Source organism: Streptococcus sp. 32226D021BW (genome assembly GCF_053545015.1).
In genome coordinates, this window is sequence record NZ_JBPPVC010000005.1 from 79110 (window position 1) to 100909 (window position 21800).

Sequence of the window (21800 nt, forward strand, 5' to 3'; positions counted from 1 at the left end):
GATTATGGGAATTCACAAACGCAGCACCAGTCTAGATATTGATAAAGTAAAAGAACTCTCCAAGTTAGAAGGTGAATTTTTAGCCGCTAAAAACCAACGTGATGAAGAATTAAAAGGCATCATCCGTGGTGAAGATGACCGCCTGCTCTTGGTCATTGGTCCGTGTTCTTCTGACAATGAAGAAGCAGTTTTAGAATACGCCAATCGCTTATCCAAGCTTCAAGATGAAGTCAAAGATAAAATCTTCATGGTCATGCGGGTTTATACCGCCAAACCACGCACTAACGGAGAAGGCTATAAGGGCCTGGTTCATCAGCCAGATACATCTAAATTACCAGACCTTATCAATGGCATCGCCGCTGTTCGCAATCTGCACTACCGTGTCATCACAGAAACAGGTCTAACAACAGCCGACGAGATGCTCTACTCTGCCAACTATCCACTAGTGGAAGATTTAGTGTCCTATCACGCTATCGGAGCCCGCTCTGTTGAAGATCAAGAGCACCGTTTTGTAGCCTCCGGTATTGATATGCCGACGGGTATGAAAAACCCTACTTCTGGCAATCTTAAAGTCATGTTCAACGGTATCTACGCCGCCCAAAACAAACAAAACTTTATCTATCGTGATGCCGAAGTCGATACAGACGGCAATCCACTTGCCCATGCTATTTTACGCGGTGCCTCGACCGAACAAGGTACTTATGAGCCAAACTACTATTACGATATTCTCTTGAAAACCATCAAACAGTATGAAGAATTTGGGCTAGACAATCCATTTATCGTGATTGACACCAACCACGATAATTCTGGGAAAAATTACCTGGAACAAATCCGTATTGTCCGTCAGACTCTCATCAACAGAGCTTGGAACGAATCCATTCGCAAGTACGTTCGCGGCTTCATGATTGAATCCTACTTGGAAGACGGCCGTCAGGACAGCCCTGAAGTATTTGGGAAATCCATTACCGACCCTTGTTTAGGCTGGGACAAAACGGAAGCACTTATCCGTGAAATCCACCAGACCCTGTAAAATACCCACTAAACCTTAGCATTGAAAGATTAGAATTGGAGGAAAGTTATGACTATAGATGGATATACTCGTCTAGCAGCTGTTGTGGCCAAGCCTATCAAGCACTCTATTTCCCCCTTCATACATAATCTGGCTTTTAAGGAAACAGGTGTAAATGGAGTATACGTCGCTTGGGAAATACCAGAGGAAGACTTGGCAGTCACTCTTGACAATATCAAACGCTATGACATGTTTGGTATCAACCTGTCCATGCCTTACAAACAAGCCGTCATTCCCTACCTTGATGACCTAACACCATCAGCTCGCTTAATTGGAGCAGTTAATACCGTTATTCACACAGACGGTAAACTAATCGGACACAATACCGATGGAATTGGATTTTTCAAGAGTTTGGAAAGACTAAAAGGCTTTCAAGTTAAGAACAAGCGACTAACCATCCTAGGAGGTGGCGGTGCATCTACTGCTATCATGTCCCAGGCTGCTCTGGATGGCGCCAAAGAAATCACCATTTTCTGTCGCCGACAAAGCCTGGAACGAACACAGACAAGTGTAGCACCTATTGCACAAACTACTGGTGTTCCTATGCAGGTTCTGGCCAACGAAGACAGCCAAATAATTCAAAAAGAAATTACTCAATCAGACTTGCTGATCAATGGAACAAGTGTCGGTATGGATGGTGTTTCTCTTCCCATTCCTGCCAACCTAGAATTTCCAGAACAACTCTTGGTTGCGGACATTATTTACCAACCATTTGAAACACCCTTATTAAAACTAGCCCAGTCACAAGGCAATCCAACCATCAACGGATTAGGCATGCTGCTCTTTCAAGCAGCCGAGGCCTTCCAATCCTGGACTGAAAAGGAAATGCCGACTGACTTGATTTGGGACCAATTAGTCCAGAAATACGACATCAATTAGAGAGGAAACCGTATGAAACTTACTGTCAATCTTCCCAACAATCCCTACGATATCCTCATCGAAAGAGGAAGTTTAGCACAGGCAGGTTCCTGGGTCAAAGGGCTCTGGAAACCTCAGAAAATCGCCATCATCACAGATGACCACGTCGGCTCACTCTATGCTGAAACTGTTCAATCTAGTCTGGAAGCGGCCGGTTTTGAAACCATTGTCTTTGGCTTTCCAGAAGGCGAAGCTTCAAAAAATCTTGACACTGTCAATCAAGCCTACGAATTTCTCGTACAGCATGGCATGACCCGAAGTGACGGCATTATCGCCCTCGGTGGTGGTGTCGTTGGTGATTTGGCTGGCTTTGTTGCCTCAACCTATATGCGTGGCATCCATTTTCTACAAATTCCAACCAGCTTGACAGCCCAGGTTGATTCCTCTATCGGTGGAAAAACTGGCGTGAACACCCCATTTGCCAAAAATATGGTAGGTACCTTCTGCCAGCCAGACGGAGTACTCATTGATCCTGATACCCTCAATACCCTTGGCAAACGTGAATTGATTGAAGGAATGGGTGAGGTGGTTAAATACGGCCTTATAGATGATGTGGAACTTTGGGAAACCTTAGACCAACTAGATGGATCTGTCGAGAGCATTTTGGAACACGCTGACTATATCATCTACCATTCCTGCGAAGTCAAACGCAAGGTCGTTGTACAAGATGAACTGGATAACGGTGTCAGACTCTACCTCAACTTCGGCCATACAATTGGTCATGCCATTGAAGCGACTGCAGGTTATGGACAGGTCATGCACGGTGAAGCTGTTGCCATCGGTATGGTTCAGATAGCACGTGTAGCTGAGAAAAAAGGACTCATGCCATCTGGTATCACTGAAAAAATCATCGCCATGTGCGAAAAGTTCGGCTTGCCAACTGCACACCAACCTTGGAATGTAGATGAACTATACGCTGCCTTAACACGAGATAAAAAAGCACGTGGTAAGTCCATCAAACTAGTCATCGTTCCACAATTAGGTCAAGCAGCCATCCATCAAATCCCGATGGAAGAAATGCTAGAATTTTTACAACCATAAGAAAAAAGACTACTGATTTGCATGAAATCAGTAGTCTTATTTTTTATAAAATCATCTCATCGTCAGTTAGCTTTTCACCGCTGTTTTTGTAGAAGAGGTCCATCAAGTTTTGAACAGTCAAGTTCTTTTTCTCTTCTCCTGCTACATCGACAACAATCTGACCACGGTGCAACATGACCAAACGATTTCCATATTCGATGGCATTTTCCATGTTGTGCGTAATCATAAGAGCTGTCAACTGATGGCTTTCCACAATTTTTTTGGTCAATTCCATAACCATGTCGCTGGTTTTTGGATCCAGGGCAGCAGTATGTTCATCCAAAAGTAGAACCTTTGGTTTCACAAGCGAAGCCATCATCAGGGTCAAGGCCTGACGCTGACCACCTGATAGGAACTGCGTATCCACTTTCATACGGTCTTCCAAGCCCAAGCCAAGCTCTTTTAATGCTTCTTTGAAAATAGCACGTTCACTATCTTTCACACCCCAACCAAGTCCACGAGACAAACCACGACGGTAGGCAATGGCCATGTTTTCTTCAATGGTCAAGCGAGAAGCTGTTCCCATCTTTGGATCTTGGAATACACGACTAATGTCCTTAGAGCGTTTGGCAGCTGATACATGCTTGATTGAGTTACCTTCAAGCAAAATATCGCCTGAGTCAACTGTCAAAGCACCTGCCAGAGAGTTCATGAAAGTCGATTTACCTGCACCATTACCACCGATAATGGAGATAAAATCCCCTTCTTTTACATCTAGGTTCAACCCACGAAGAACATGGTTTTCATTGACCGTCCCTGCTTCGAAGGTCTTATGAATATTTTGAATTGATAAAATAGTCGTCATATCTTCCTCCTAAGCATTTCCGTTCAATTTTGGTCGACGAATGTTGAGCTTCTTCTGCAATTCTGGCACATAAAGGACTGTTGCCAAAAGAATGGCTGAGAAGAGTTTTACAAGGTCTGCATCCATACCTGGAATTTCCAAAATCGCAAGGATAATCAATCGGTAAACAACTGCACCAAGTACAACGGATAACAATCTCCAACCCAAGCGCAAGTTGCGTAAAATTACTTCTGCAATAATAACAGAGGCCAGACCGATAACAATGGTACCTGTACCAGAGTTCAAATCCGCATAGCCATTGTTTTGTGTCAACAAGGCGCCACAGAGGGCAATCAGACCGTTTGACATCATGTAGCCATAGATTTTCATATTGTCAACGTTGATACCATTAGCCTCACTCATTGGGATATTGTCCCCGGTTGAACGAATAGCCAAACCAATTTGCGTATTCAATAAGAGAGTAAGCAGACCTACAACTGCTAGTACAAAGACAAGACCGATAACCAAGACTGCATTTGTTTTGGTTAGACCAAATTCCTGCAATTGCGTTACCAAGGTTTCTTGTTTTAGTAGGGCCACGTTGGCCTTACCCAAAATTTTCAAGTTGATAGAGTAAAGACCTGTCAAAGTGACGATACCTGTCAAAAGGGCTGGAATTTTCAGTTTTGTATGAAGCAAACCTGAAATCAAACCTGCTCCCATGCCTGCAACCATTGCCAAGAACGTTGAAAGCAAGGGATTCACTCCATTGACTATCCCAGTTGCACAGACTGCAGCTCCGAGGGGATAAGAACCCTCCGCTGTCATATCTGCAATATCTAAAATACGAAATGTCAGATAAACACCAATCGCCATGACCGACCAAAGCAGGCCTTGCGAAATGCTTGATAAAATAATATCCACAATTTTCTCCTTATTTGCTAAAAATAAACTAGGTTCTATTTTACCACTTTTATTCTGTTACAGATAGTTTAGCCGTATCAATACCCAATTTCTTAGCCATTTCTTCGTTGACATGAAGGCTAACTGTTTCAGGATATTCTACAGCTGTTTCAGATACCTTAGCACCTTCAATAATCTTAATGGCCATTTTGGCAGTTTGACGACCAAGTGCCTCATAGTTTGTACCGTAGGTCAACAGACCGCCTTCATCCACCATATCTGTTGAACCACCGATGACAGGAACCTTATGCTCCACTGACAATTCACCAATCATGGTCATGGTTGAAGCAACTGTATTATCAGTTGGAACAAAGACAGCATCTACATCTTGCATCAAGCTAGTAGTTGCATCTTGGACCTCATTTGAAGAAGTAATTCCTTTGACAACAACCTTGTAACCAGCTTTTTCTAGTAATGCCTCGGCTTGCTCAACCTGAACTTCTGAGTTCCGTTCGCTAGTTGTGTATAGAATACCAACTGTCTTGGCATCTGGAACAGCTTGACCCAGCAATTCAACTTGTTTATCAATCGGAGCCTGGTCAGATGTACCTGTCAATAAGCCACCTGGTTTCTCAATCGATTCAACCAAATCAGCCGAAAGCGGATCTGTAACTGCAGTAAAAACAATTGGCGTTTCCGTTGATACTGTTGCCAAACTCTGAGCAGAAGGCGTTGCAATGGCGAGGACTAAATCATTTCCCTCTACCAATTGTTCTGAAATCGTTTGAAGGTTGGCTTGGTCACCTTGGGCATTTTGATAATCCAAGACCAATTTTTCACCTTCTTTGTAGCCATTTGCTTCCAATTCGGCCACAAAACCTTCACGCGCTGCTGTCAATGACTCATGCTCCATATACTGAAGGACACCAACTTTAACCGCTTCAGATGAGGCTTGTTCAGATGTTGATGCGCAGGCTGCAAGTGTCAAAGCTGCTACACTTGCCAATGAAATAGTTGCCAATTTTTTTACTAGCTTATCATACATATAATCCAATCTCCTAACCGTTTATTCTTCTAGTGATTTTATGGTTGCTGCATTGATACCAACAGCATTTGCCATTTCTTCGTTAACTGTAATCGCTGCTGAGTTTGGTTTTTCAACTGCTAAATCAGCAGGCTTTTCTCCTTCCAAAATCTTAACTGCCAATTCTCCAGCTTGCACACCGATCGCATGGTAGTCAACACCGTAGGTAAAGAGTGCTGCATCGATAACCGCCGCGTCAGAACCCATAGCCGGAACCTTTGCTTCTTTCAAAACATCACCAATAGTTGAAGCAGTTGAGGCAACAGTGTTATCCGTTGGAAGGTAGATTGCATCCACTTTTCCCGCCAATGAAGTGATGGCTTGCTGAACATCATTTGTCGAAGTAACAGTCGTCACTTCTACCTTAATCCCTTTAGCTTCAAGAGCATTTTTAGCCTGCTCAGCTTGAACTTCAGAGTTTACCTCGCTAGAATTGTAGAAAATGCCGACAGTTTTAGCAGTTGGAACAACCTTGAGCAACATGTCAATCTGACCCTCTACATCAGTCGCGTCAATTGATCCTGTCAAGGTTCCCCCTGGTGTTTCCAAAGATTCCACCAAGCCAGCTTCTACCGGATCTGTAACCGCTGTGAAGACACCAGGTGTTTCAGCATCTGCATTCAACATGGCCTGTGCCGCTGGAGTGGCAATAGCAAAGTTGAGGTCATTGTTACCAGCTAACTTTTGAACCATTGTCTGCAAATTGGCTTGATCACCTTGTGAATTTTGTAAATCAATTGTTAAGTTTTCACCTTCTTTGTAGCCTGCTTCTGCCAAGGCTTCCACAAAACCTTCACGGGCCGCAGATAAAGCCTCATGTTCGGCATACTGAATGATACCAACATTTACAGAGTCTGTGTCTGATGAACTTGAGCTACAAGCAGCCAAGGTAATTGCTGATAAGAATGTTACTGAACTAAGAATAATTTTTTTAAATCCCATGATTTATCTCCTTTTTTATATATAAAAAACGAACAAGAAAGGACCGCTTAGACTACACTCTAAACGGTCCTATATTTCAACTGTATATGAAAACAGAAGGAATTACTGTGCCATTTAGATGTATCATCTATGGGGCACACGTCAAAACAGCTACAGCCACATAGATACAAACTTTACGTTCCCGTGTTTGCATCCATGTTTACCATGTCTACAAACACTATCTAAAATAGCCGTAGAAATAAGTATGATTAGCTGAATGATTTTGACACATTAGTAACATTTCTGTTTTCCTTTCTGATGAATTTTTATTCTCATCTATCTTAAATCATTTGAAACAATTTGTCAATAAAAATTGCTTAAATTTTCAGATTTTTCAACTTTTTTAACAAATTTCATGAAAAATAGGAATTGAGCAATGCCCAATTCCTGAATTTATCATTTGACTTCTACTTTTTCTGTCCAAGGACGAGCAGTTGTTGCAAGCACTTCGTTTAGTTCTTCTACATTGCGACGGCCTTGGTCAGCCAACCAAGCTTTAGCTGCTTCTTCCCCTTCGCTTGCAAAGATTGCTACTGCATCCTTCCAAGTCGCACGTCCACAAAGAACACCATTAAAGCTTGAACCTGCTTCTTTGGCAAAGACAAGGGTTTCTTGGAAAAGTTTAGCTGATACACCCGCACTCAAATAGATGAATGGCAAGTGGGTGCTGTCTGTTTGCTCCTTGAAGAAGGCTTTGGCTTCCTCAACTGTATAGACTGGCTCTTCATCTGTGTAGCCTTCTACAAAGTTCATGTTAACTGGTACTTCTACCTTAAGCACATCTGCATTGTAGCGTGGCTTGCTGAATTCACGCATAGCTCCATTGACCTTGTGTGGTTTGAGGGCTGCGTATTCACGAGAGGTTACATCCATGTCGCTAGCATCGTAGGTCAAGATTTCAACGAAGTAAGGAATATCTTCTGCGATACACTCGCTACCAATACGTTCTACCCAAGCGTGTTTGATGTCGTTGATTTCTGCCTTATCATCCACATCATAGTAGAGCAAGATTTTAACAGCATCAGCACCCAATTCTTTGATGCGTTTTGCTGACCAGTTTGGTAAAAGGTCCGGCAAACGACCTGGGGTAGAAGCATCGTAACCTGTTTTTTCATAAGCTGCGATGAAGCCACAATCGGCATGGCGCAATTCTGAAGCTGGAACACCGTATTCCGCATCCAAAAGGATGGAGCTTGCATAAGGCGTCAAATCGCTTGAGATGACTTTCTTGAAGTCAATCAAAATATCATCACCAAATTCGCCACCACCTGCTGCCGCAGCCAAAAGGCGTTTCAATGCACCACGTTGGTCAATAGCCAAGGCCGCAATGACTTGGTCGCTGTTTGACAAGCGCGTCATATGGTCAAATTTAGCCTGAGAAAGTTGTAATTTTGTCATTAGATTCCTCCTGGAAAATAGTATTTACCAATTAAGTTACTGTTGCATGTACAGCAAGCACTTTAGAAGCCTTTAACTAATTTTCAAATCGTTTCACACCGTCTAAGTAGGTTGCTTGCAATCGTCCTGCATCATCTACAACGATAAAGTCTGCTGCCCTTCCTTCTGCAATCTGACCACAAATGTGGTCAATATTTACGGAACGAGCTGGTGCCAAAGATGCCATTCGAAGGGCATCAGGCAATGAAACCAAGCCCCATTCAACCACATGCTGAACCGCTTGAATCAATTCGAGGATAGAGCCTGCCAAGCTGCCATTGTGTTTGAGACGGGCTGTGCCGTCTTTGACAACGACTTCAAATTCTCCCAATCGTGAATTACCTTCACCCATTCCTCCCGCTCGCATACAGTCAGTAATTAATACCGTTTCTTCTGCGCCACGCGCTTTAATAACGATCTCTGCTGCCGCTGGATGAACATGGTGACCATCACAAATCATTTCTGCATAAACATTTTTTAGGTTCAGAGCTGCACCAACCATTCCTGGCTCACGATGATGTAGCCCACTCATACCATTGTAAACATGGACAAAAATATTGGCTCCTGCATCAACAGCTGCCTTTGCTTGCGCATAGGTCGCATCACTATGAGCGAGAGCTGTATGAATAGCCTTGCTATTGGCAAATTCGATAAATTCTGCCACGCCTTCACGTTCTGGCGCAATGGCAATTTTGTTGACCAGGCCTTTGGAAAGCTGGTGCCATTTATCCAATTTCTCAATCGATGGATCGCCCATATACTTGGGATTTTGTGCTCCCTTGTATTTTTCTGTAAAGAAGGGACCTTCTAAGAAAATTCCCTGAATCTTGGCACCTGTTTCTTGCCCTGCATAAGTTCCAATGGTTTCACAGACGGCATCCAGATTTTCTGTGGAATCTGTCAAAGTTGTTGGGAGCCAAGAAGTTACTCCGCAAGACAAAAGTCCTTCTGAAATCACCTTGATCCCCTCAAAATCATTGTCCATAACATCGTGAGATGCATAACCATGAATATGAGTGTCCACCAAACCTGGTGCCAGATGATAGTCAGAATAATCAATAATTTCTCCGTCTGGCTTCTCTGTCACAATTTGTCCGAATGTACCCTCATCCTTTACTTCCAAATAGGCATTTTCTACCTCTGTATCCTTTAAAACAATTGACTTAGCAAGTACAAACTTAGACATAGCCTATCTCCTTAATTCAATATAAAATCTTCGCAAACTGGTTATAACCATATACTAATTGTAGTATATACCAATAAATATTGAATGTCAAGCACAGTATAAAGATTTGTAGATTTTTCTCGCTTGTTGACTCTATTGAGCAACATCAAATCCTATAATATCATCGTCGATTTCAATAAAAAAAACTTTGCATTCCGAACACAAAAATACAGCCTTTCGGCTGCATTCTATAATAATTCATTCAATGGTTTAAAGATAATACGCTCCAAATCAGCTACATATGTTGCTAATTGTTGTTGTTTTGTAAAATATTCAACCAAAATTGGATTAGCTTGGACTTTTTTATTGAAATCCAACATTGTTTTTTGATCATCTTCAGTTGGAATCTCACCAGCTTGAATTTTTTCTTGCATTCCTTTTTGGAAGGAAATATAGCTCTCTAAGATTTCGTTTGCCTCTGGATTATCTTCAACGGATACCTTAACCACCTCTACAGCCTTATACTCAGGCAAGTTGCGGATAGCACGTTCCAATTCATTTGCGATATCATAGATATTTGTTGACATAAGCTTTCTCCTTTAATCGTGGTAAATTTGATAATTCATTTGCTCATTCAAACGTTGAGCTGCTTCTTCCAAATTCACCTTATTTTTAAACGTAATTTGTAATATACCGTGTATATCTTCACGGTTCTCTTCATTGATTCGGATATTGACAATAGAAATTCCACGTAGAACCTCCAAAACCTTCAAAATCGTATCTTCCTCATCGGGAACGCTAAGGAATAAATCATAGAAGGAATCCACCCCAGCTCGCTTATGAATTTCCATAGCTTTGCGGGTCTGACGTCCTTTTTCAAAAAATTCCCAGATAGCCTCTTTATCAGCAGACTTTAGAACTGTTGAAATTTGGCTCAAGCGATCTTTAAATTCCTCAATTCGATCCAAAATTGCTTCTGGATTGGTCATGAGAATGCTGGTCCACATCCCCGGCTCACTTTCAGCAATACGCGTCATATCTCGAAAACCACCTGCCGCAAAATTGTTTGTGAAAGGATGTTCTTTTGCATAGTCACCAGCCTGGTTCATCAGACTAGATGCTAAGATATGTGGAAAATGGGAAATTTGACTAGTTACTTTATCATGTTCTGAAGCATCTATTTGGACAAAGCGGGCACCTGTTCCAGATAGTAAATCTGTCAATCTAGGTACAGCATCTGCCATTGTAGCCTGACAGGGAGTCATGATAAAATAGGCATTTTCAAACAAGTGTATATCTGCTGCAACAGCACCAGACTTGTGACTACCCGCCATGGGATGTCCACCAAGGAAATTGATTTGTTTGGGAAGCAAAAATTTCTCGGCAGCATCTACAATAGCCGACTTAGTCGAGCCTGCATCTGAAATCAGAACTCCTTCTTTCAAGTTCATGTGACTTAAGTCTTCTATCAAGTCAAGCGAAACCTGAATGGGAACACAGAGCAGTATCACATCTGCTTGACCAGCTAGTTCAGCTAGATTATCCGATAGCTCATCAACCATCTGTCTTTCCATGGCTATACTTGCTGATGCTTGATTTGGTTCATAACCTAAAAGATAATAGTCTGGATGTTGTTTGCGGATACAGAGGGCTAGAGAACTTCCAATCAGTCCTAGACCTACTATCAAAATAGTTTTTTTCATTGTCGACCTAGAAATTTCTAACATAGTCACGGTGACTTGCTACTGCAGCCTTTAATTCTTCCATGTTATCAGAAGAGAATTTCTCCAAGATTTCTGTTGCAATGGTCGTAGCAACTACAGATTCCATAACCACACCAGCTGCTGGAAGAGCCGTTGGGTCAGAACGCTCCACAGTCGCCTTATACGGCTCATGCGTGTCAATATCAACGGACATCAAAGGTTTATATAGGGTTGGAATTGGTTTCATCACACCTCTGATTACCAATGGTTCTCCATTTGTCATACCACCTTCAAAGCCCCCTAGGTTATTGGTTCTGCGTGTGTATCCATCTTGCTCAGACCAAAGAATTTCATCCATGACCTGACTACCTTTCAAGTAACCCGCTTGGAAACCAACACCAAATTCTACACCTTTAAAGGCATTGATTGAAACCACTGCCTGAGCCAGTTTAGCATCCAATTTCTTATCCCATTGAACATAGGAACCCAGACCAACAGGAACACCACCAACGATTGTTTCTACTACACCACCAATGGTATCACCATCACGCTTGATTTGGTCGATATAAGCCTTGACTTCTTCTTCACGCTCTTGGTTGACAATAGAAACTTCAGACTTGGCTGCACGCTCTTTAATTTCTGCGACTGTTAAGCCATCTGGAACATCAATTTCCTTACCACCGAAAACGACAACGTGGTTAGCGATTTCAATATCCAGCTCCGCCAAAATTCGTTTGGCGACGGCGCCGACTGCCACACGCATGGTTGTTTCACGCGCACTAGAACGCTCCAAAGAATTCCGTAAATCATCAAAGCGGTATTTCATCCCACCAACCAAGTCAGCATGACCCGGACGAGGATGTCTGATACGACGCTTGCTTTTAAGCTTATCTTCAATGTCCTCTACAGCCATAATATCCAACCACTTTTGATGATCTTTATTGGTCACATTAAGTGTAATTGGCGCTCCAGTTGTCTTACCATGACGCACACCGGCTGTAATCTCGACACGGTCAGTTTCGATTTGCATACGGCTTCCACGACCATAGCCACCTTGACGACGTTTCAAGTCCGCATTGATATCTTCTGCAGTTAAAGGAAGACCAGCTGGTACTCCCTCGATGATGGCTGTTAAGCGTGGTCCATGGGACTCACCAGCTGTTAAATAACGCATATTTAATTCTCCAAAATTTCCAAAAACTTACGTGTATTGGCCAAAGACATCTGTCCTGGAGCCGATACTTCATCCAAACTTGCAAAGGTCCAACAAGAACCAGTAATGACCCCTGCAATACGTGTGATTTTTCCTAGCTCACCCATGGCAATGGTCGCAAAGGTCTGTTCAGCATTTAAGGTCTTGAAGCCACGAGTATAGTTCATAACATCCAAGACATCCTGCTCACTCTTTGCCAAGACGGCCATTTTAACTACTGCTGGCGAAAGACTGGTCAATTCAGACATGATTTCCAAATAGTTAGCAGGTGTTTCATCAAAATTATGATAACTCAAAACAAGATTTGGAAACTCCAACATCTGTTCAAAAACTGACTGATAGGAATAATATTCAAAATCAATATAGTCTGGCTGATAGAGGGCAGCCACTTCCTTAATCAAGTTCACATATTCCTGATCTGCTAAGTCCAAATAGCCACCCTCACGGGTCGTTCGAACTGTAAAAATCACTTCCTTGCCATTGCATTTTTCAAAAATGGCAGGAGCTACTCTTAGAATATCCTCTTTTGGAAGGTAATCCGCTCTCCACTCAATGAGATCTGCTTCTGCTAATCTCCCCACATCAAGAGCTTCTACTTCTTCCAAATTTCTAGGCATAATAGGTACTACTATTCTCATTTTTCTACCCTTATCGTAAAGACCTTGAGGTAATTACTACTTTCATCATTTTTATTGATTGTAAAATCGGCTGGTAGGCGATAGGCTGCCAAATAGCCATGTTTTTGAGAACCAAACCCTTTCTCAATCTGCTGACGGAATTTCTCAACCGTAACATTGGCTGCATTGGTTGATGCAATGATTACTCCATTTGGATTTAAAATCTCTAAGGACTGAGAAATTAGTTTGTGGTAATCCTTAGCTACCGAAAATGTCTGCTTTTTATTACGGGCAAAGCTGGGTGGGTCCAAGACAATGACATCATAGCTCAATCCCTTGCGCTTAGCATACTTGAAATATTCAAAGACATCCATGACCACAAAGTGATGATGATCTAATTCTACACCATTAACCTTAAAATGAGCTTTAGAAAGTTCACGCGATCGCTTGGCTAAGTCAACCGAAGTTGTTTCCAATGCCCCACCAATAGCGGCAGCAATTGAGAAGGCTGCTGTGTAGGAAAACATGTTGAGCAGTGATTTTCCAGCCGCCAGTCCATCTACTAAGGAACCTCGGACTTCATGTTGGTCCAGAAAAATACCCGTCATCAAGCCGTCGTTCATGAAAACTTGATAGGCAACTCCATTCTCTAAAACAGTGAAATTTTCCGGAGCCTCTTGTCCGTATAGAAAGGCTGACTCATAGTCCAAGCCCTTAAAACGGATTTTCTCATAGGCACCCTTCACCTCTGGAAAGACCTCTTGGAAGGCAGTAATAATCATATCCTTCCTCGAATAGATAAAGGTATTATACCAGGAAAAAACTGCATATGTATCATACAAGTCAACCGTCAAACCACCGAAATCGTCCCCATCTTGATTGAACAAACGAAAGGCAGTGGTCAAGTCAGACTGATAAAAATAATGTCGCTTCTGTCGTGCTTTCCTGAACAGGTTCACAAAGAAGCTTTCTGTCACTTCTTCTTTGGAGCGACTATACAGCCAGCCAATCCCTTTATTTTGAGGAGAAAGATAAGCTGCGCCAAGATACTTCCCAGCTTCAGAAACCAGGTCAACAAGCCTATCTTCTGTCACAGAAAAACCTGAAAAATCAGCACTATCTAGGAGTTGAATGCCCCTGTTAATCTTCTGCTCTACATTTCGATTTACCTTTATTTTCATATATTTATTATAACACGATTTTGCATATATTCCAAAAAAACTCCAAACTTTGAGGCTTATTTTAAAATTATGGTATAATGAACTGAGATTTAGAAAGGACCATGAGGTGTATTTGTGAAAAAAATAATTGACTATGTCAAAGAGTTTTCCAAAACTCGGTTTGGCTTCGTCCTCCTACTTCTAGTGATGTATTGGCTCAAGACCCTCTGGGCCTACTACGTTGATTTTAGCTTAGATTTACAAGGATTGTTTCAGCATTTTATTGCCATTCTCAATCCCTTACCAATCGCTCTACTCTTAATAGGACTGGCCCTATACGCCAAACAGACTAAACTATTTTACGTACTGGCCAGCGGCCTCTATCTCCTGCTCTTCGCCTGGCTGTTTTCCAACGCTGTTTACTACCGAGAATTTTCAGACTACATTTCCATCTCAACCATGATGGCAACTTCTAGTGTTTCTGCTGGTCTTGGGGAAGCAGCTATTAAACTCTTCAGACCGTGGGATCTAGTCTATTTTCTAGACTTTATCGCTTTTGGCGTCCTTCTCTATCAAAAAAATGTCAATTGGGATAAACAGCCTTTCTATCCAAAGGCTAGCTTTGCTGTAACAGCATTCTCAACCCTGCTCTTCTCCATCAATCTATTTTTGGCTGAAGTTGATCGACCTGAATTATTGACACGAGGTTTTTCAAATACCTATATCGTCAGAGCCTTGGGTTTGCCAGCCTTTTTAGGTTATAATGCTCATCAGACCTATACAGCCCATAAGGATCGCTCAGGAGCCAATCCAAGTGACCTTGAACCCATTAAACAGTATGTTGAGGAACACTATGCCCAGCCCAATGATAACTATTTCGGCATTGCCAAGGGACGCAACATCATCTATCTCCATCTTGAAAGCCTGCAACAATTTGTCATTGATTACAAGCTAAAGGTTAATGGAGCAGAGTATGAAGTAACCCCCTTCCTCAATTCCCTCTATCATTCCAACTCTACTCTAGCTTTCTCCAATTTCTTCAATCAAGTCAAGGCGGGTAAAACCTCCGATGCTGAAACCATGATTGAAACTTCCTTATTTGGATTAAACCAAGGTTCCTTTATGGTCCAGTATGGTGGAAGCAATACCCAGCAAGCAGCCCCTTATATCCTATCCCAAAACGGTGGCTATACATCTGCTGTCTTCCACGGAAATTCAGCTAGTTTTTGGAATAGAAATAACACCTACAAACAGTGGGGATATAACTATTTCTTTGACCAATCCTACTTCTCTGAAGCCACTGAAGAAAACTCATTCCAATATGGTTTAAATGATAAAATCATGTTTGCAGATTCTATCAAATATTTGGAACGGATGCAGCAACCATTTTATGCCAAATTCATCACCGTATCCAACCACTATCCTTATACCACCAGCTTGATTGGCGATGAGAAAGGATTTCCCCTGGCTGATACGGATGATGAAACTATTAACGGCTATTTTGCAACTGCCAATTATTTGGATACTTCCATCAAGTCCTTCTTTGACTATTTGAAGGCAACTGGTCTCTACGAACATTCCGTTATTGTCCTCTACGGCGACCACTATGGCATCTCTAATTCGCGAAATCCAGATTTGGCTCCGCTCTTGAATAAGGACCCGCAAACGTGGACAGAATTTAATAATGCCATGCTCCAACGAGTTCCCTATATGATTGTCGTCCCAGGCATGACCAACGGTGGAATCTTCCATACATTTGGAGGTGAGATTGACGCCCTACCAACACTGGAACACCTACTTGGTATAAAGGCAAATCAATTCTTACAAGTCGGGCAGGATTTATTGTCACCTCAAAACAAACAAATCGTGGCTCTCCGTACAGAAGGAAGCTTCATTACACCCAAATACACCAGCTACGCAGGAAAGATTTTCTATACCGAAACAGGTATCGAAATTACCAATCCAGATGAAACAACCCTGAAAGAAATTGATGCCATCAAGGAAGCAGCCTCTGCCCAACTTGCTGCTAGTGATGCCATTCAAACTGGGGACCTCATTCGTTTCTTTGATAACGGCCTGCCTGCTTTAGATGCTAGCCAATACAACTACATTGATTCATTGGCCGCTGAGATTGCACTAGAAAACGAGCTTGGGGCTAAATCAACCAGTTTATTTAGTAAAAATGGTAATAAATCAACTGTCGATTTATTTAATGCACCAAGTTACCTCGAACTACATGGTAGCAGTTCAACCTCTCAGTCTACAAATTCGGGGACAGAAGCATCAACAACCACTAGTACATCAAGCGCATCCGAATAATTGGGAACACATTCGATATTAAATTTATCATCAATTACTTCGCAACCATATGGTCTAGACAAGCCCAATAAAGTCATAACCACCCGTGAAAACGGGTGGCTTGTACACCGGCTGTAAGCCGTTTCTCTCCAGCGACGTCTAAAGACGTTCGCTGAACTTCGTTCAGGTTAGTGCTATAATTACTTGACTAATGCCCGTAACAACGGGCTTTTATCTTGTTCTAAAACTGCCATCTGAAAATGGATCTTCATACTCTTTGACACTCAATTTATCAAGTGCAATGTCATTTTTCTCCTGCTCGCGAATGTATTTCGCAACTGTCTTTTCGTTCAACCCAACGGTACTAACATAGTAGCCTCTAGCCCAAAACTTTCGATTTCCATACTTATATTTTAAATTAGCATGTTTATCAAATATCATTAGAGCACTTTTACTTTTCAAATATCCCATAAAATCGGAAATCAAAAATTTCGGTGGGATCAAGACAAGCATATGAACATGGTCTGGCATCATGTGTCCCTCAATAAATTCCACGCCTTTGTATCGACATAGATGACGGAAAATATCAATTAAGTCCTGTCTAATTTTGTAGTAAATGGATTTTCTACGGTACTTAGGTGTGAAAACTATGTGATATTTGCACATCCATTTGGTCTGTGATAAACTGTAACTGGTTTTAGCCATTTCTTTTTCCTCCTTTATCTAACCTGAACAATTAGATTATAACAGGAAAAAGAAATGGAAGCTCAAAGCCTTGTCAGCCACCAGCATAGCTGGTGGTTTTCTTGTTTTTCTCTACGAGAAAAACTGGCTCGAAGCCATAACATTAAAGCCATCGAACATGAAATGTGTCGATGGCTTCTTTTTGAACAGTAAACAAAAAAAGAACTTAGAGATAGTTCTAAGTTCTTCTAATTAGAGCTTATTTAGCAAGTTTTGCTTTTGCTGCGTCAGCAAGAGCTGTGAATGCTGCTGCATCGTTCACTGCCAAGTCAGCAAGCATTTTACGGTTTACTTCGATTTCAGCCAATTTCAAACCGTGCATCAATTGTGAGTATGACAAACCGTTCATGCGAGCAGCCGCATTGATACGAGTGATCCACAATTTACGGAAATCACGTTTTTTCTGACGGCGGTCACGGTATGCATAGTAGTAAGAGTTCATTACTTGTTCTTTCGCAGTGCGGAACAAGAGATGTTTAGCTCCGTAGTAACCTTTAGCTAATTTTAAAATACGTTTACGGCGTTTACGAGAAACAACGCCACCTTTAACACGTGCCATTTAATTTTCCTCCAAATAATAATCTAAATTCTAGTAAGTCGGCTTATTTCAAACCTGTAAGCATTGATTTGATACGCTTGAAGTCACCAGCATGTACCATACCTGCTTTACGAAGGTGACGACGTTGTTTTTTAGTTTTACCGTGGAAACGGTGTGAAGTATAAGCGCGGAAGCGTTTCAATCCACCAGAACCTGTACGTTTGAAACGTTTAGCTGATGCGCGGTGAGTTTTTTGTTTTGGCATTTTAATTCTCCTTTTAGCGTAAAAAGCTTATTTTTTATCTGAAGCTGGGGCCAATTGCATAAACATTTGACGTCCGTCCATCTTAGCACGTTGTTCGATAATAGCAATATCTTGGGTTGCTTCGGCGAACTCAGCTAATACTTTCGCTCCAACTTCTTTGTGGGTAATCATACGACCCTTGAAACGGATCGAAACCTTAACCTTGTTTCCTTTTTCAAGGAATTTACGGGCATGACGAAGTTTTGTGTCAAAGTCCCCTTTGTCAATAACTGGGCTTAGACGCACTTCTTTTACAGTGACAACACTTTGTTTCTTGCGTTGTTCTTTCTGTTTCTTCTGATATTCAAATTTGAACTTACCGTAGTCCATAATTTTCGCTACTGGCGGTTTAGCTTGTGGTTGAATCAATACTAAATCCACGTTGGCGCTATCAGCAATGGCCTGAGCCTCATTGAGCGGTTTGATTCCCAACTGTTCACCCTCAAGACCGATAAGACGAACTTCACGCACTCGAATTTCATCATTGATGAACAAATCTTGCTTTGCTATGGCTTTTCACCTCATTTTATATTTTTCGAGAAAAACGAAACGGACTTGCTACACAAGTCCGCACTACACCATTATTCTTTCCGAAGAAATCTTAATCCGTAGAGCCAGACAACGTTAGTCGCAAGGCGAGAAGTTCTCACTTCTGCTTTTCTCAATAGGACTATTCTAACATGTCTAAAACTACTTGTCAAGAATTTCTTTTGCTTTTTCTGAAATAAATTGCACTACACCTTGGATAGACACTCCTGTCGTATCAAATGTAATGGCATCGTCTGCAGCTTTCAAGGGAGAAACCTCCCGAGTACTGTCTTTCAGGTCACGAGCCGCAATCTCCTCTTTCAAGATTTCCAAGTCTGTTTCGATGCCACGTTCCGTATTTTCCTTAAAACGACGAAGGGCACGCTCCTCTACTGAGGCAATCAGGAAAATCTTAAGTTCAGCTCGAGGCAAGACGACTGTACCAATGTCACGGCCGTCCATAACAATGCCACCCGCTTGGGCAATCTCCTGCTGCAGGCGAACCAACTCTTCTCGTACCAAGGGAAGTGCCGCAACTGCCGACACATTGTTAGTTACTTGATTATCCCGAATGGGTAAGGTAACATCTTGCTCTCCAACAAATACCTGTTGTTGCCCTTGCGCATCCCTACCAAAACGAATAGGATGTTGAGCAAGTAAAGTCACAATACCATCTTGGTCAGTGACATCAATACCATTTTGCAAGGCCAAATAGGTCGCAGAACGGTACATGGCTCCTGTATCTAAGTAAGTATAGCCAAAATCTTTAGCAATAATCTTGGCAACGGTTGACTTGCCACTCGATGCAGGACCGTCAATAGCAATTTGAATGGATTTCATAATACCTCTTATCTAATGCGGACAATATCACCTGGGTGAGCCAACCAAGAACCTGTCGCCATTTTTTCAGGATTTAAACGCTCTAACTCAGCAATGGAAATACCACCACGTGCCGCCAATGCTCCAACTCCCTCCCCTGCTTGAACTGTTAGGGTAGAACCATCTGCAGCTTCTGTCAAGCTTGAGCTGGTTTCCGTAGTTTCAGCTGTATCTATAACTTCCGTTTCCTCTGTTTCTGTGACTTCTGTTTCAGTCGTCGTTTCCGTAGGGACAGTTGAACTTTCTGCTACCACAGCAGCATTGCTTGGATTGTAAAACTCTTTCGTCGAATCCGTCTTACTGCCACCAACAGATAGATAGAAGGCAATTGCCCCTATAATGATGACAATGATAAAGAAAATAATAGCCAGTACGGTAAATACTTTCGTACTTGCCAATCCTTTACTCAAGCGGTCTTTACGACTTGCTGCAGCTGTTTGATACACTTCTTCATTCCATGGCTCTTGTGACATTCTCGGGACAACTCCTTGTTTTTTTCTAAAAATATGATTAAAATAATAGTATGAAAATAAAACTTATTCCTGAACGGTGCATTGCCTGTGGGCTATGCCAAACCTATTCACCTGTGTTTGATTATGATGACGACGGTATTGTGATTTTTTCAGATAGAAAGAACCTAGAGAGAGATAGCGACCTAACTCCCGACATACTCGGAGCCATCAAATCCTGCCCTACCAAAGCCATTTCAATTGATTGATTTGGCTTTTTTTGCATAATAAATTTCGAAGTAATCTTGCTTCAACAAATGGTCAGACAAAACCACTTCCCCAGAAAATGCGGGATGCAGGGCTAAATGATTAACAAAAAACTTTTTAGGCCATTTCCGCATATGATAGACCTTTCCTTCAGGAAATTCATTGGAAAAGATGCGGACAGCAATATAGGAAACTTCCACTTTGGTTATCTGAGCAATTTCTATATCTTGTATGGCAAATAAATTAGCCGATACAATGCGCAATTGGCTTTCTTTTATTTCAAAATACCTGTGTAATCCTAAGATTACTAAGAGTAAAAATAGAAATATTAGTAAAAGAAATATTCCTGACACGCGTAGTTTTTCCAGCAACAGGGTCATGCTCATGAAAAGTGGAATGAAGGTAAGTGACCAGTAGATAATGCCCCAGGAAAGTTCTGGTTGCCAATGGTAACGAATTTTACCAAAAATTTTGATCATGTTGGACCTCCATCTATTATTCTAGCATAAAACAAGAGATTTTCCTATGAAAATCTCTTGTTTTTGAAATTTTTTATTACATTTACATGACAAACTTTGTCGAAGCGTAAAACAATTGAAATGATTTTGAAACAAAACAATAGTCGTACTTTAACTAATAACCAGCTTACTTCTTAGTTTCAATAGCTATATATTGAATAAGATCTTTCAGTTTGAGTTCTAATTTGGCTTGCTTTAATGTCATACGGTACTGATTAACTATTAGTAAAAAAATAATAGCTAAAAACACGAAATTAGCAGGGGATTCGATCCCAATCCAATCTGATAATTGACCAATGGCTTGGGGCACAAGTGCAAAAATAACTAGAATACCTGAAAAAAAGAACCAAAAGATACTATCTTCTATTTGAATATTGGATTTTCGAATATTCAATAGAATAACTGCCGAAGTCAAAACGGCTGTCACAATAAGTAATAATTGAAATTGAAGAGCCATTATTTCCTCCTAAAATTTTGTATCAACAAAATTGATGTGAACATATGAATCATATACTTAATTGAACGAGATAAAGTTAAATAGGATTGACCCGCCTGTCTTTCAAGCATTTTTACTTGGACTTCTTTTATCTTATAGCCTTGGCGAATCAGAAAAGAAATGGTATCAGGTTCCGGAGTATAGTTAACATTTAATGCAAAGTCCTTAATCAACTCTTGATTAAACATTCGCATTCCAGATGTTGGATCAGTAATCGTTTGACCTGTTGTTAATTTTATTGACCAGCTGATAAGACGATTACCTAACATACGTAAAGAATTATTTTTAGGTTCAGATACGAACCGCGAACCAATGACACAATCTTGACCTTTTTGAATTTCGGCTACTAAGTCCCCAACATATTCTGGAAGGTGTTGACCATCGCCATCAAACTGAACTGCCTGTCTATACCCCATCTTGTAGGCATATTTAAAACCAGTCTGAACGGCACCTGTTAAACCTAGATTCACCGGCAAATCAATAATATTAAATCCATTTCGGTGGCAAATTTCAGAAGTTGTATCTTTAGAACCATCGTTCACAACAACGTAATCAAATTCCTGAAAGTTCTTTTCTAGATTTCGCACAACCGCTTCTATTGAACCTTCTTCATTGTAAGCTGGAATAATAATCAGTGTATCTGATTTCTTATTAAACATATTCTC

At 41.4% G+C, this 21800-nt stretch carries 25 protein-coding genes and 1 other annotated feature; of the genes, 5 read left to right on the forward strand and 20 right to left on the reverse strand.

Annotation, left to right across the window (positions count from 1 at the left end):
• Nucleotides 1-4 precede the first annotated feature (4 nt).
• The 3 genes from ACEE44_RS04685 to aroB are packed head-to-tail and all read left to right on the forward strand — an operon-like array spanning nucleotide 5 to nucleotide 3028.
• Complete coding sequence (locus ACEE44_RS04685; protein WP_332412638.1) at nucleotides 5-1030, forward strand: 3-deoxy-7-phosphoheptulonate synthase; 1026 nt, start codon at nucleotides 5-7, stop codon at nucleotides 1028-1030.
• Between the two features lie 48 nt (nucleotides 1031-1078).
• Nucleotides 1079-1948 (forward strand): shikimate dehydrogenase, encoded by an 870-nt coding sequence (locus ACEE44_RS04690; RefSeq protein ID WP_449171428.1) that lies wholly within the window; start codon nucleotides 1079-1081, stop codon nucleotides 1946-1948.
• A 12-nt stretch (nucleotides 1949-1960) separates the two neighbouring features.
• Nucleotides 1961-3028 (forward strand): 3-dehydroquinate synthase, encoded by a 1068-nt coding sequence (gene aroB, locus ACEE44_RS04695; RefSeq protein WP_449171429.1) that lies wholly within the window; start codon nucleotides 1961-1963, stop codon nucleotides 3026-3028.
• A 43-nt stretch (nucleotides 3029-3071) separates the two neighbouring features.
• On the opposite strand, the gene ACEE44_RS04700 is transcribed toward aroB, so the two are convergent.
• From ACEE44_RS04700 to ACEE44_RS04750, 11 genes are all read right to left on the reverse strand, one after another.
• On the reverse strand, nucleotides 3072-3872 hold the full coding sequence (locus ACEE44_RS04700) for an ABC transporter ATP-binding protein (RefSeq protein ID WP_449171430.1): 801 nt from the start codon (nucleotides 3870-3872) through the stop codon (nucleotides 3072-3074).
• Between the two features lie 9 nt (nucleotides 3873-3881).
• Nucleotides 3882-4775: an ABC transporter permease gene (locus ACEE44_RS04705; protein WP_105145274.1), complete on the reverse strand. Its 894-nt coding sequence runs from the start codon at nucleotides 4773-4775 to the stop codon at nucleotides 3882-3884.
• A gap of 49 nt (nucleotides 4776-4824) precedes the next feature.
• Nucleotides 4825-5799, reverse strand: coding sequence for an ABC transporter substrate binding protein (locus ACEE44_RS04710; protein WP_449171431.1), 975 nt, complete (start codon nucleotides 5797-5799; stop codon nucleotides 4825-4827).
• A gap of 21 nt (nucleotides 5800-5820) precedes the next feature.
• Nucleotides 5821-6780 (reverse strand): ABC transporter substrate-binding protein, encoded by a 960-nt coding sequence (locus ACEE44_RS04715; RefSeq protein ID WP_449171432.1) that lies wholly within the window; start codon nucleotides 6778-6780, stop codon nucleotides 5821-5823.
• A 435-nt stretch (nucleotides 6781-7215) separates the two neighbouring features.
• On the reverse strand, nucleotides 7216-8217 hold the full coding sequence (gene lacD, locus ACEE44_RS04720) for a tagatose-bisphosphate aldolase (protein ID WP_449171433.1): 1002 nt from the start codon (nucleotides 8215-8217) through the stop codon (nucleotides 7216-7218).
• 76 nt (nucleotides 8218-8293) lie between these two features.
• Nucleotides 8294-9442 (reverse strand): N-acetylglucosamine-6-phosphate deacetylase, encoded by a 1149-nt coding sequence (nagA, locus tag ACEE44_RS04725; protein ID WP_449171434.1) that lies wholly within the window; start codon nucleotides 9440-9442, stop codon nucleotides 8294-8296.
• 227 nt (nucleotides 9443-9669) lie between these two features.
• The gene (locus tag ACEE44_RS04730) at nucleotides 9670-10008 is read right to left on the reverse strand and encodes a YlbF/YmcA family competence regulator (RefSeq protein ID WP_449171435.1); all 339 of its coding nucleotides are present in this window, start codon (nucleotides 10006-10008) and stop codon (nucleotides 9670-9672) included.
• A 12-nt stretch (nucleotides 10009-10020) separates the two neighbouring features.
• Entirely contained in the window at nucleotides 10021-11124 is a 1104-nt protein-coding gene (locus ACEE44_RS04735; protein ID WP_449171436.1) for a prephenate dehydrogenase, read from the reverse strand.
• Between the two features lie 7 nt (nucleotides 11125-11131).
• Nucleotides 11132-12298 (reverse strand): chorismate synthase, encoded by a 1167-nt coding sequence (gene aroC / locus ACEE44_RS04740; protein ID WP_449171437.1) that lies wholly within the window; start codon nucleotides 12296-12298, stop codon nucleotides 11132-11134.
• A 2-nt stretch (nucleotides 12299-12300) separates the two neighbouring features.
• The gene (gene aroD / locus ACEE44_RS04745) at nucleotides 12301-12975 is read right to left on the reverse strand and encodes a type I 3-dehydroquinate dehydratase (RefSeq protein WP_332412612.1); all 675 of its coding nucleotides are present in this window, start codon (nucleotides 12973-12975) and stop codon (nucleotides 12301-12303) included.
• Nucleotides 12972-14135, reverse strand: a complete 1164-nt coding sequence (locus ACEE44_RS04750) for a class I SAM-dependent methyltransferase (protein ID WP_449171438.1) — start codon at nucleotides 14133-14135, stop codon at nucleotides 12972-12974. The genes aroD and ACEE44_RS04750 overlap by 4 nt, the downstream gene beginning before the upstream one ends.
• 114 nt (nucleotides 14136-14249) lie before the next feature.
• Between ACEE44_RS04750 and ACEE44_RS04755 the strand changes: the two genes are divergently transcribed.
• Nucleotides 14250-16433: an LTA synthase family protein gene (locus ACEE44_RS04755; RefSeq protein ID WP_449171439.1), complete on the forward strand. Its 2184-nt coding sequence runs from the start codon at nucleotides 14250-14252 to the stop codon at nucleotides 16431-16433.
• A 210-nt stretch (nucleotides 16434-16643) separates the two neighbouring features.
• On the opposite strand, the gene tnpA is transcribed toward ACEE44_RS04755, so the two are convergent.
• The 6 genes from tnpA to ACEE44_RS04785 all read right to left on the reverse strand — a co-directional run bounded on the left by tnpA (nucleotide 16644) and on the right by ACEE44_RS04785 (nucleotide 19878).
• Complete coding sequence (gene tnpA / locus ACEE44_RS04760) at nucleotides 16644-17117, reverse strand: IS200/IS605 family transposase (RefSeq protein WP_449171440.1); 474 nt, start codon at nucleotides 17115-17117, stop codon at nucleotides 16644-16646.
• 238 nt (nucleotides 17118-17355) lie between these two features.
• Nucleotides 17356-17715, reverse strand: coding sequence for a 50S ribosomal protein L20 (rplT, locus tag ACEE44_RS04765; RefSeq protein WP_012028296.1), 360 nt, complete (start codon nucleotides 17713-17715; stop codon nucleotides 17356-17358).
• A gap of 43 nt (nucleotides 17716-17758) precedes the next feature.
• On the reverse strand, nucleotides 17759-17959 hold the full coding sequence (gene rpmI / locus ACEE44_RS04770) for a 50S ribosomal protein L35 (RefSeq protein ID WP_012027223.1): 201 nt from the start codon (nucleotides 17957-17959) through the stop codon (nucleotides 17759-17761).
• A 27-nt stretch (nucleotides 17960-17986) separates the two neighbouring features.
• A complete protein-coding gene (gene infC, locus ACEE44_RS04775) occupies nucleotides 17987-18493 on the reverse strand; it encodes a translation initiation factor IF-3 (protein ID WP_105118085.1) in 507 nt (168 codons plus the stop codon).
• A gap of 40 nt (nucleotides 18494-18533) precedes the next feature.
• Nucleotides 18534-18662 (reverse strand) — a sequence feature (ribosomal protein L20 leader region).
• Between the two features lie 26 nt (nucleotides 18663-18688).
• Nucleotides 18689-19366, reverse strand: coding sequence for a (d)CMP kinase (gene cmk / locus ACEE44_RS04780; protein WP_449171441.1), 678 nt, complete (start codon nucleotides 19364-19366; stop codon nucleotides 18689-18691).
• A gap of 8 nt (nucleotides 19367-19374) precedes the next feature.
• On the reverse strand, nucleotides 19375-19878 hold the full coding sequence (locus ACEE44_RS04785; protein ID WP_105125293.1) for an SAG1386/EF1546 family surface-associated protein: 504 nt from the start codon (nucleotides 19876-19878) through the stop codon (nucleotides 19375-19377).
• Between the two features lie 50 nt (nucleotides 19879-19928).
• Here ACEE44_RS04785 and ACEE44_RS04790 point away from each other — a divergent pair, with 50 nt between their 5' ends.
• The gene (locus tag ACEE44_RS04790; RefSeq protein ID WP_332413120.1) at nucleotides 19929-20123 is read left to right on the forward strand and encodes a ferredoxin; all 195 of its coding nucleotides are present in this window, start codon (nucleotides 19929-19931) and stop codon (nucleotides 20121-20123) included.
• On the opposite strand, the gene ACEE44_RS04795 is transcribed toward ACEE44_RS04790, so the two are convergent.
• The 3 genes from ACEE44_RS04795 to ACEE44_RS04805 all read right to left on the reverse strand — a co-directional run bounded on the left by ACEE44_RS04795 (nucleotide 20112) and on the right by ACEE44_RS04805 (nucleotide 21794).
• The gene (locus tag ACEE44_RS04795; RefSeq protein WP_172091680.1) at nucleotides 20112-20600 is read right to left on the reverse strand and encodes an EbsA family protein; all 489 of its coding nucleotides are present in this window, start codon (nucleotides 20598-20600) and stop codon (nucleotides 20112-20114) included. The genes ACEE44_RS04790 and ACEE44_RS04795 overlap by 12 nt on opposite strands.
• 166 nt (nucleotides 20601-20766) lie before the next feature.
• A complete protein-coding gene (locus tag ACEE44_RS04800) occupies nucleotides 20767-21096 on the reverse strand; it encodes a DUF2304 domain-containing protein (protein ID WP_248049572.1) in 330 nt (109 codons plus the stop codon).
• Nucleotides 21096-21794: a glycosyltransferase family 2 protein gene (locus ACEE44_RS04805; RefSeq protein WP_248033298.1), complete on the reverse strand. Its 699-nt coding sequence runs from the start codon at nucleotides 21792-21794 to the stop codon at nucleotides 21096-21098. Before ACEE44_RS04805 ends, ACEE44_RS04800 begins: the two co-directional genes overlap by 1 nt.
• Nucleotides 21795-21800: the final 6 nt, after the last annotated feature.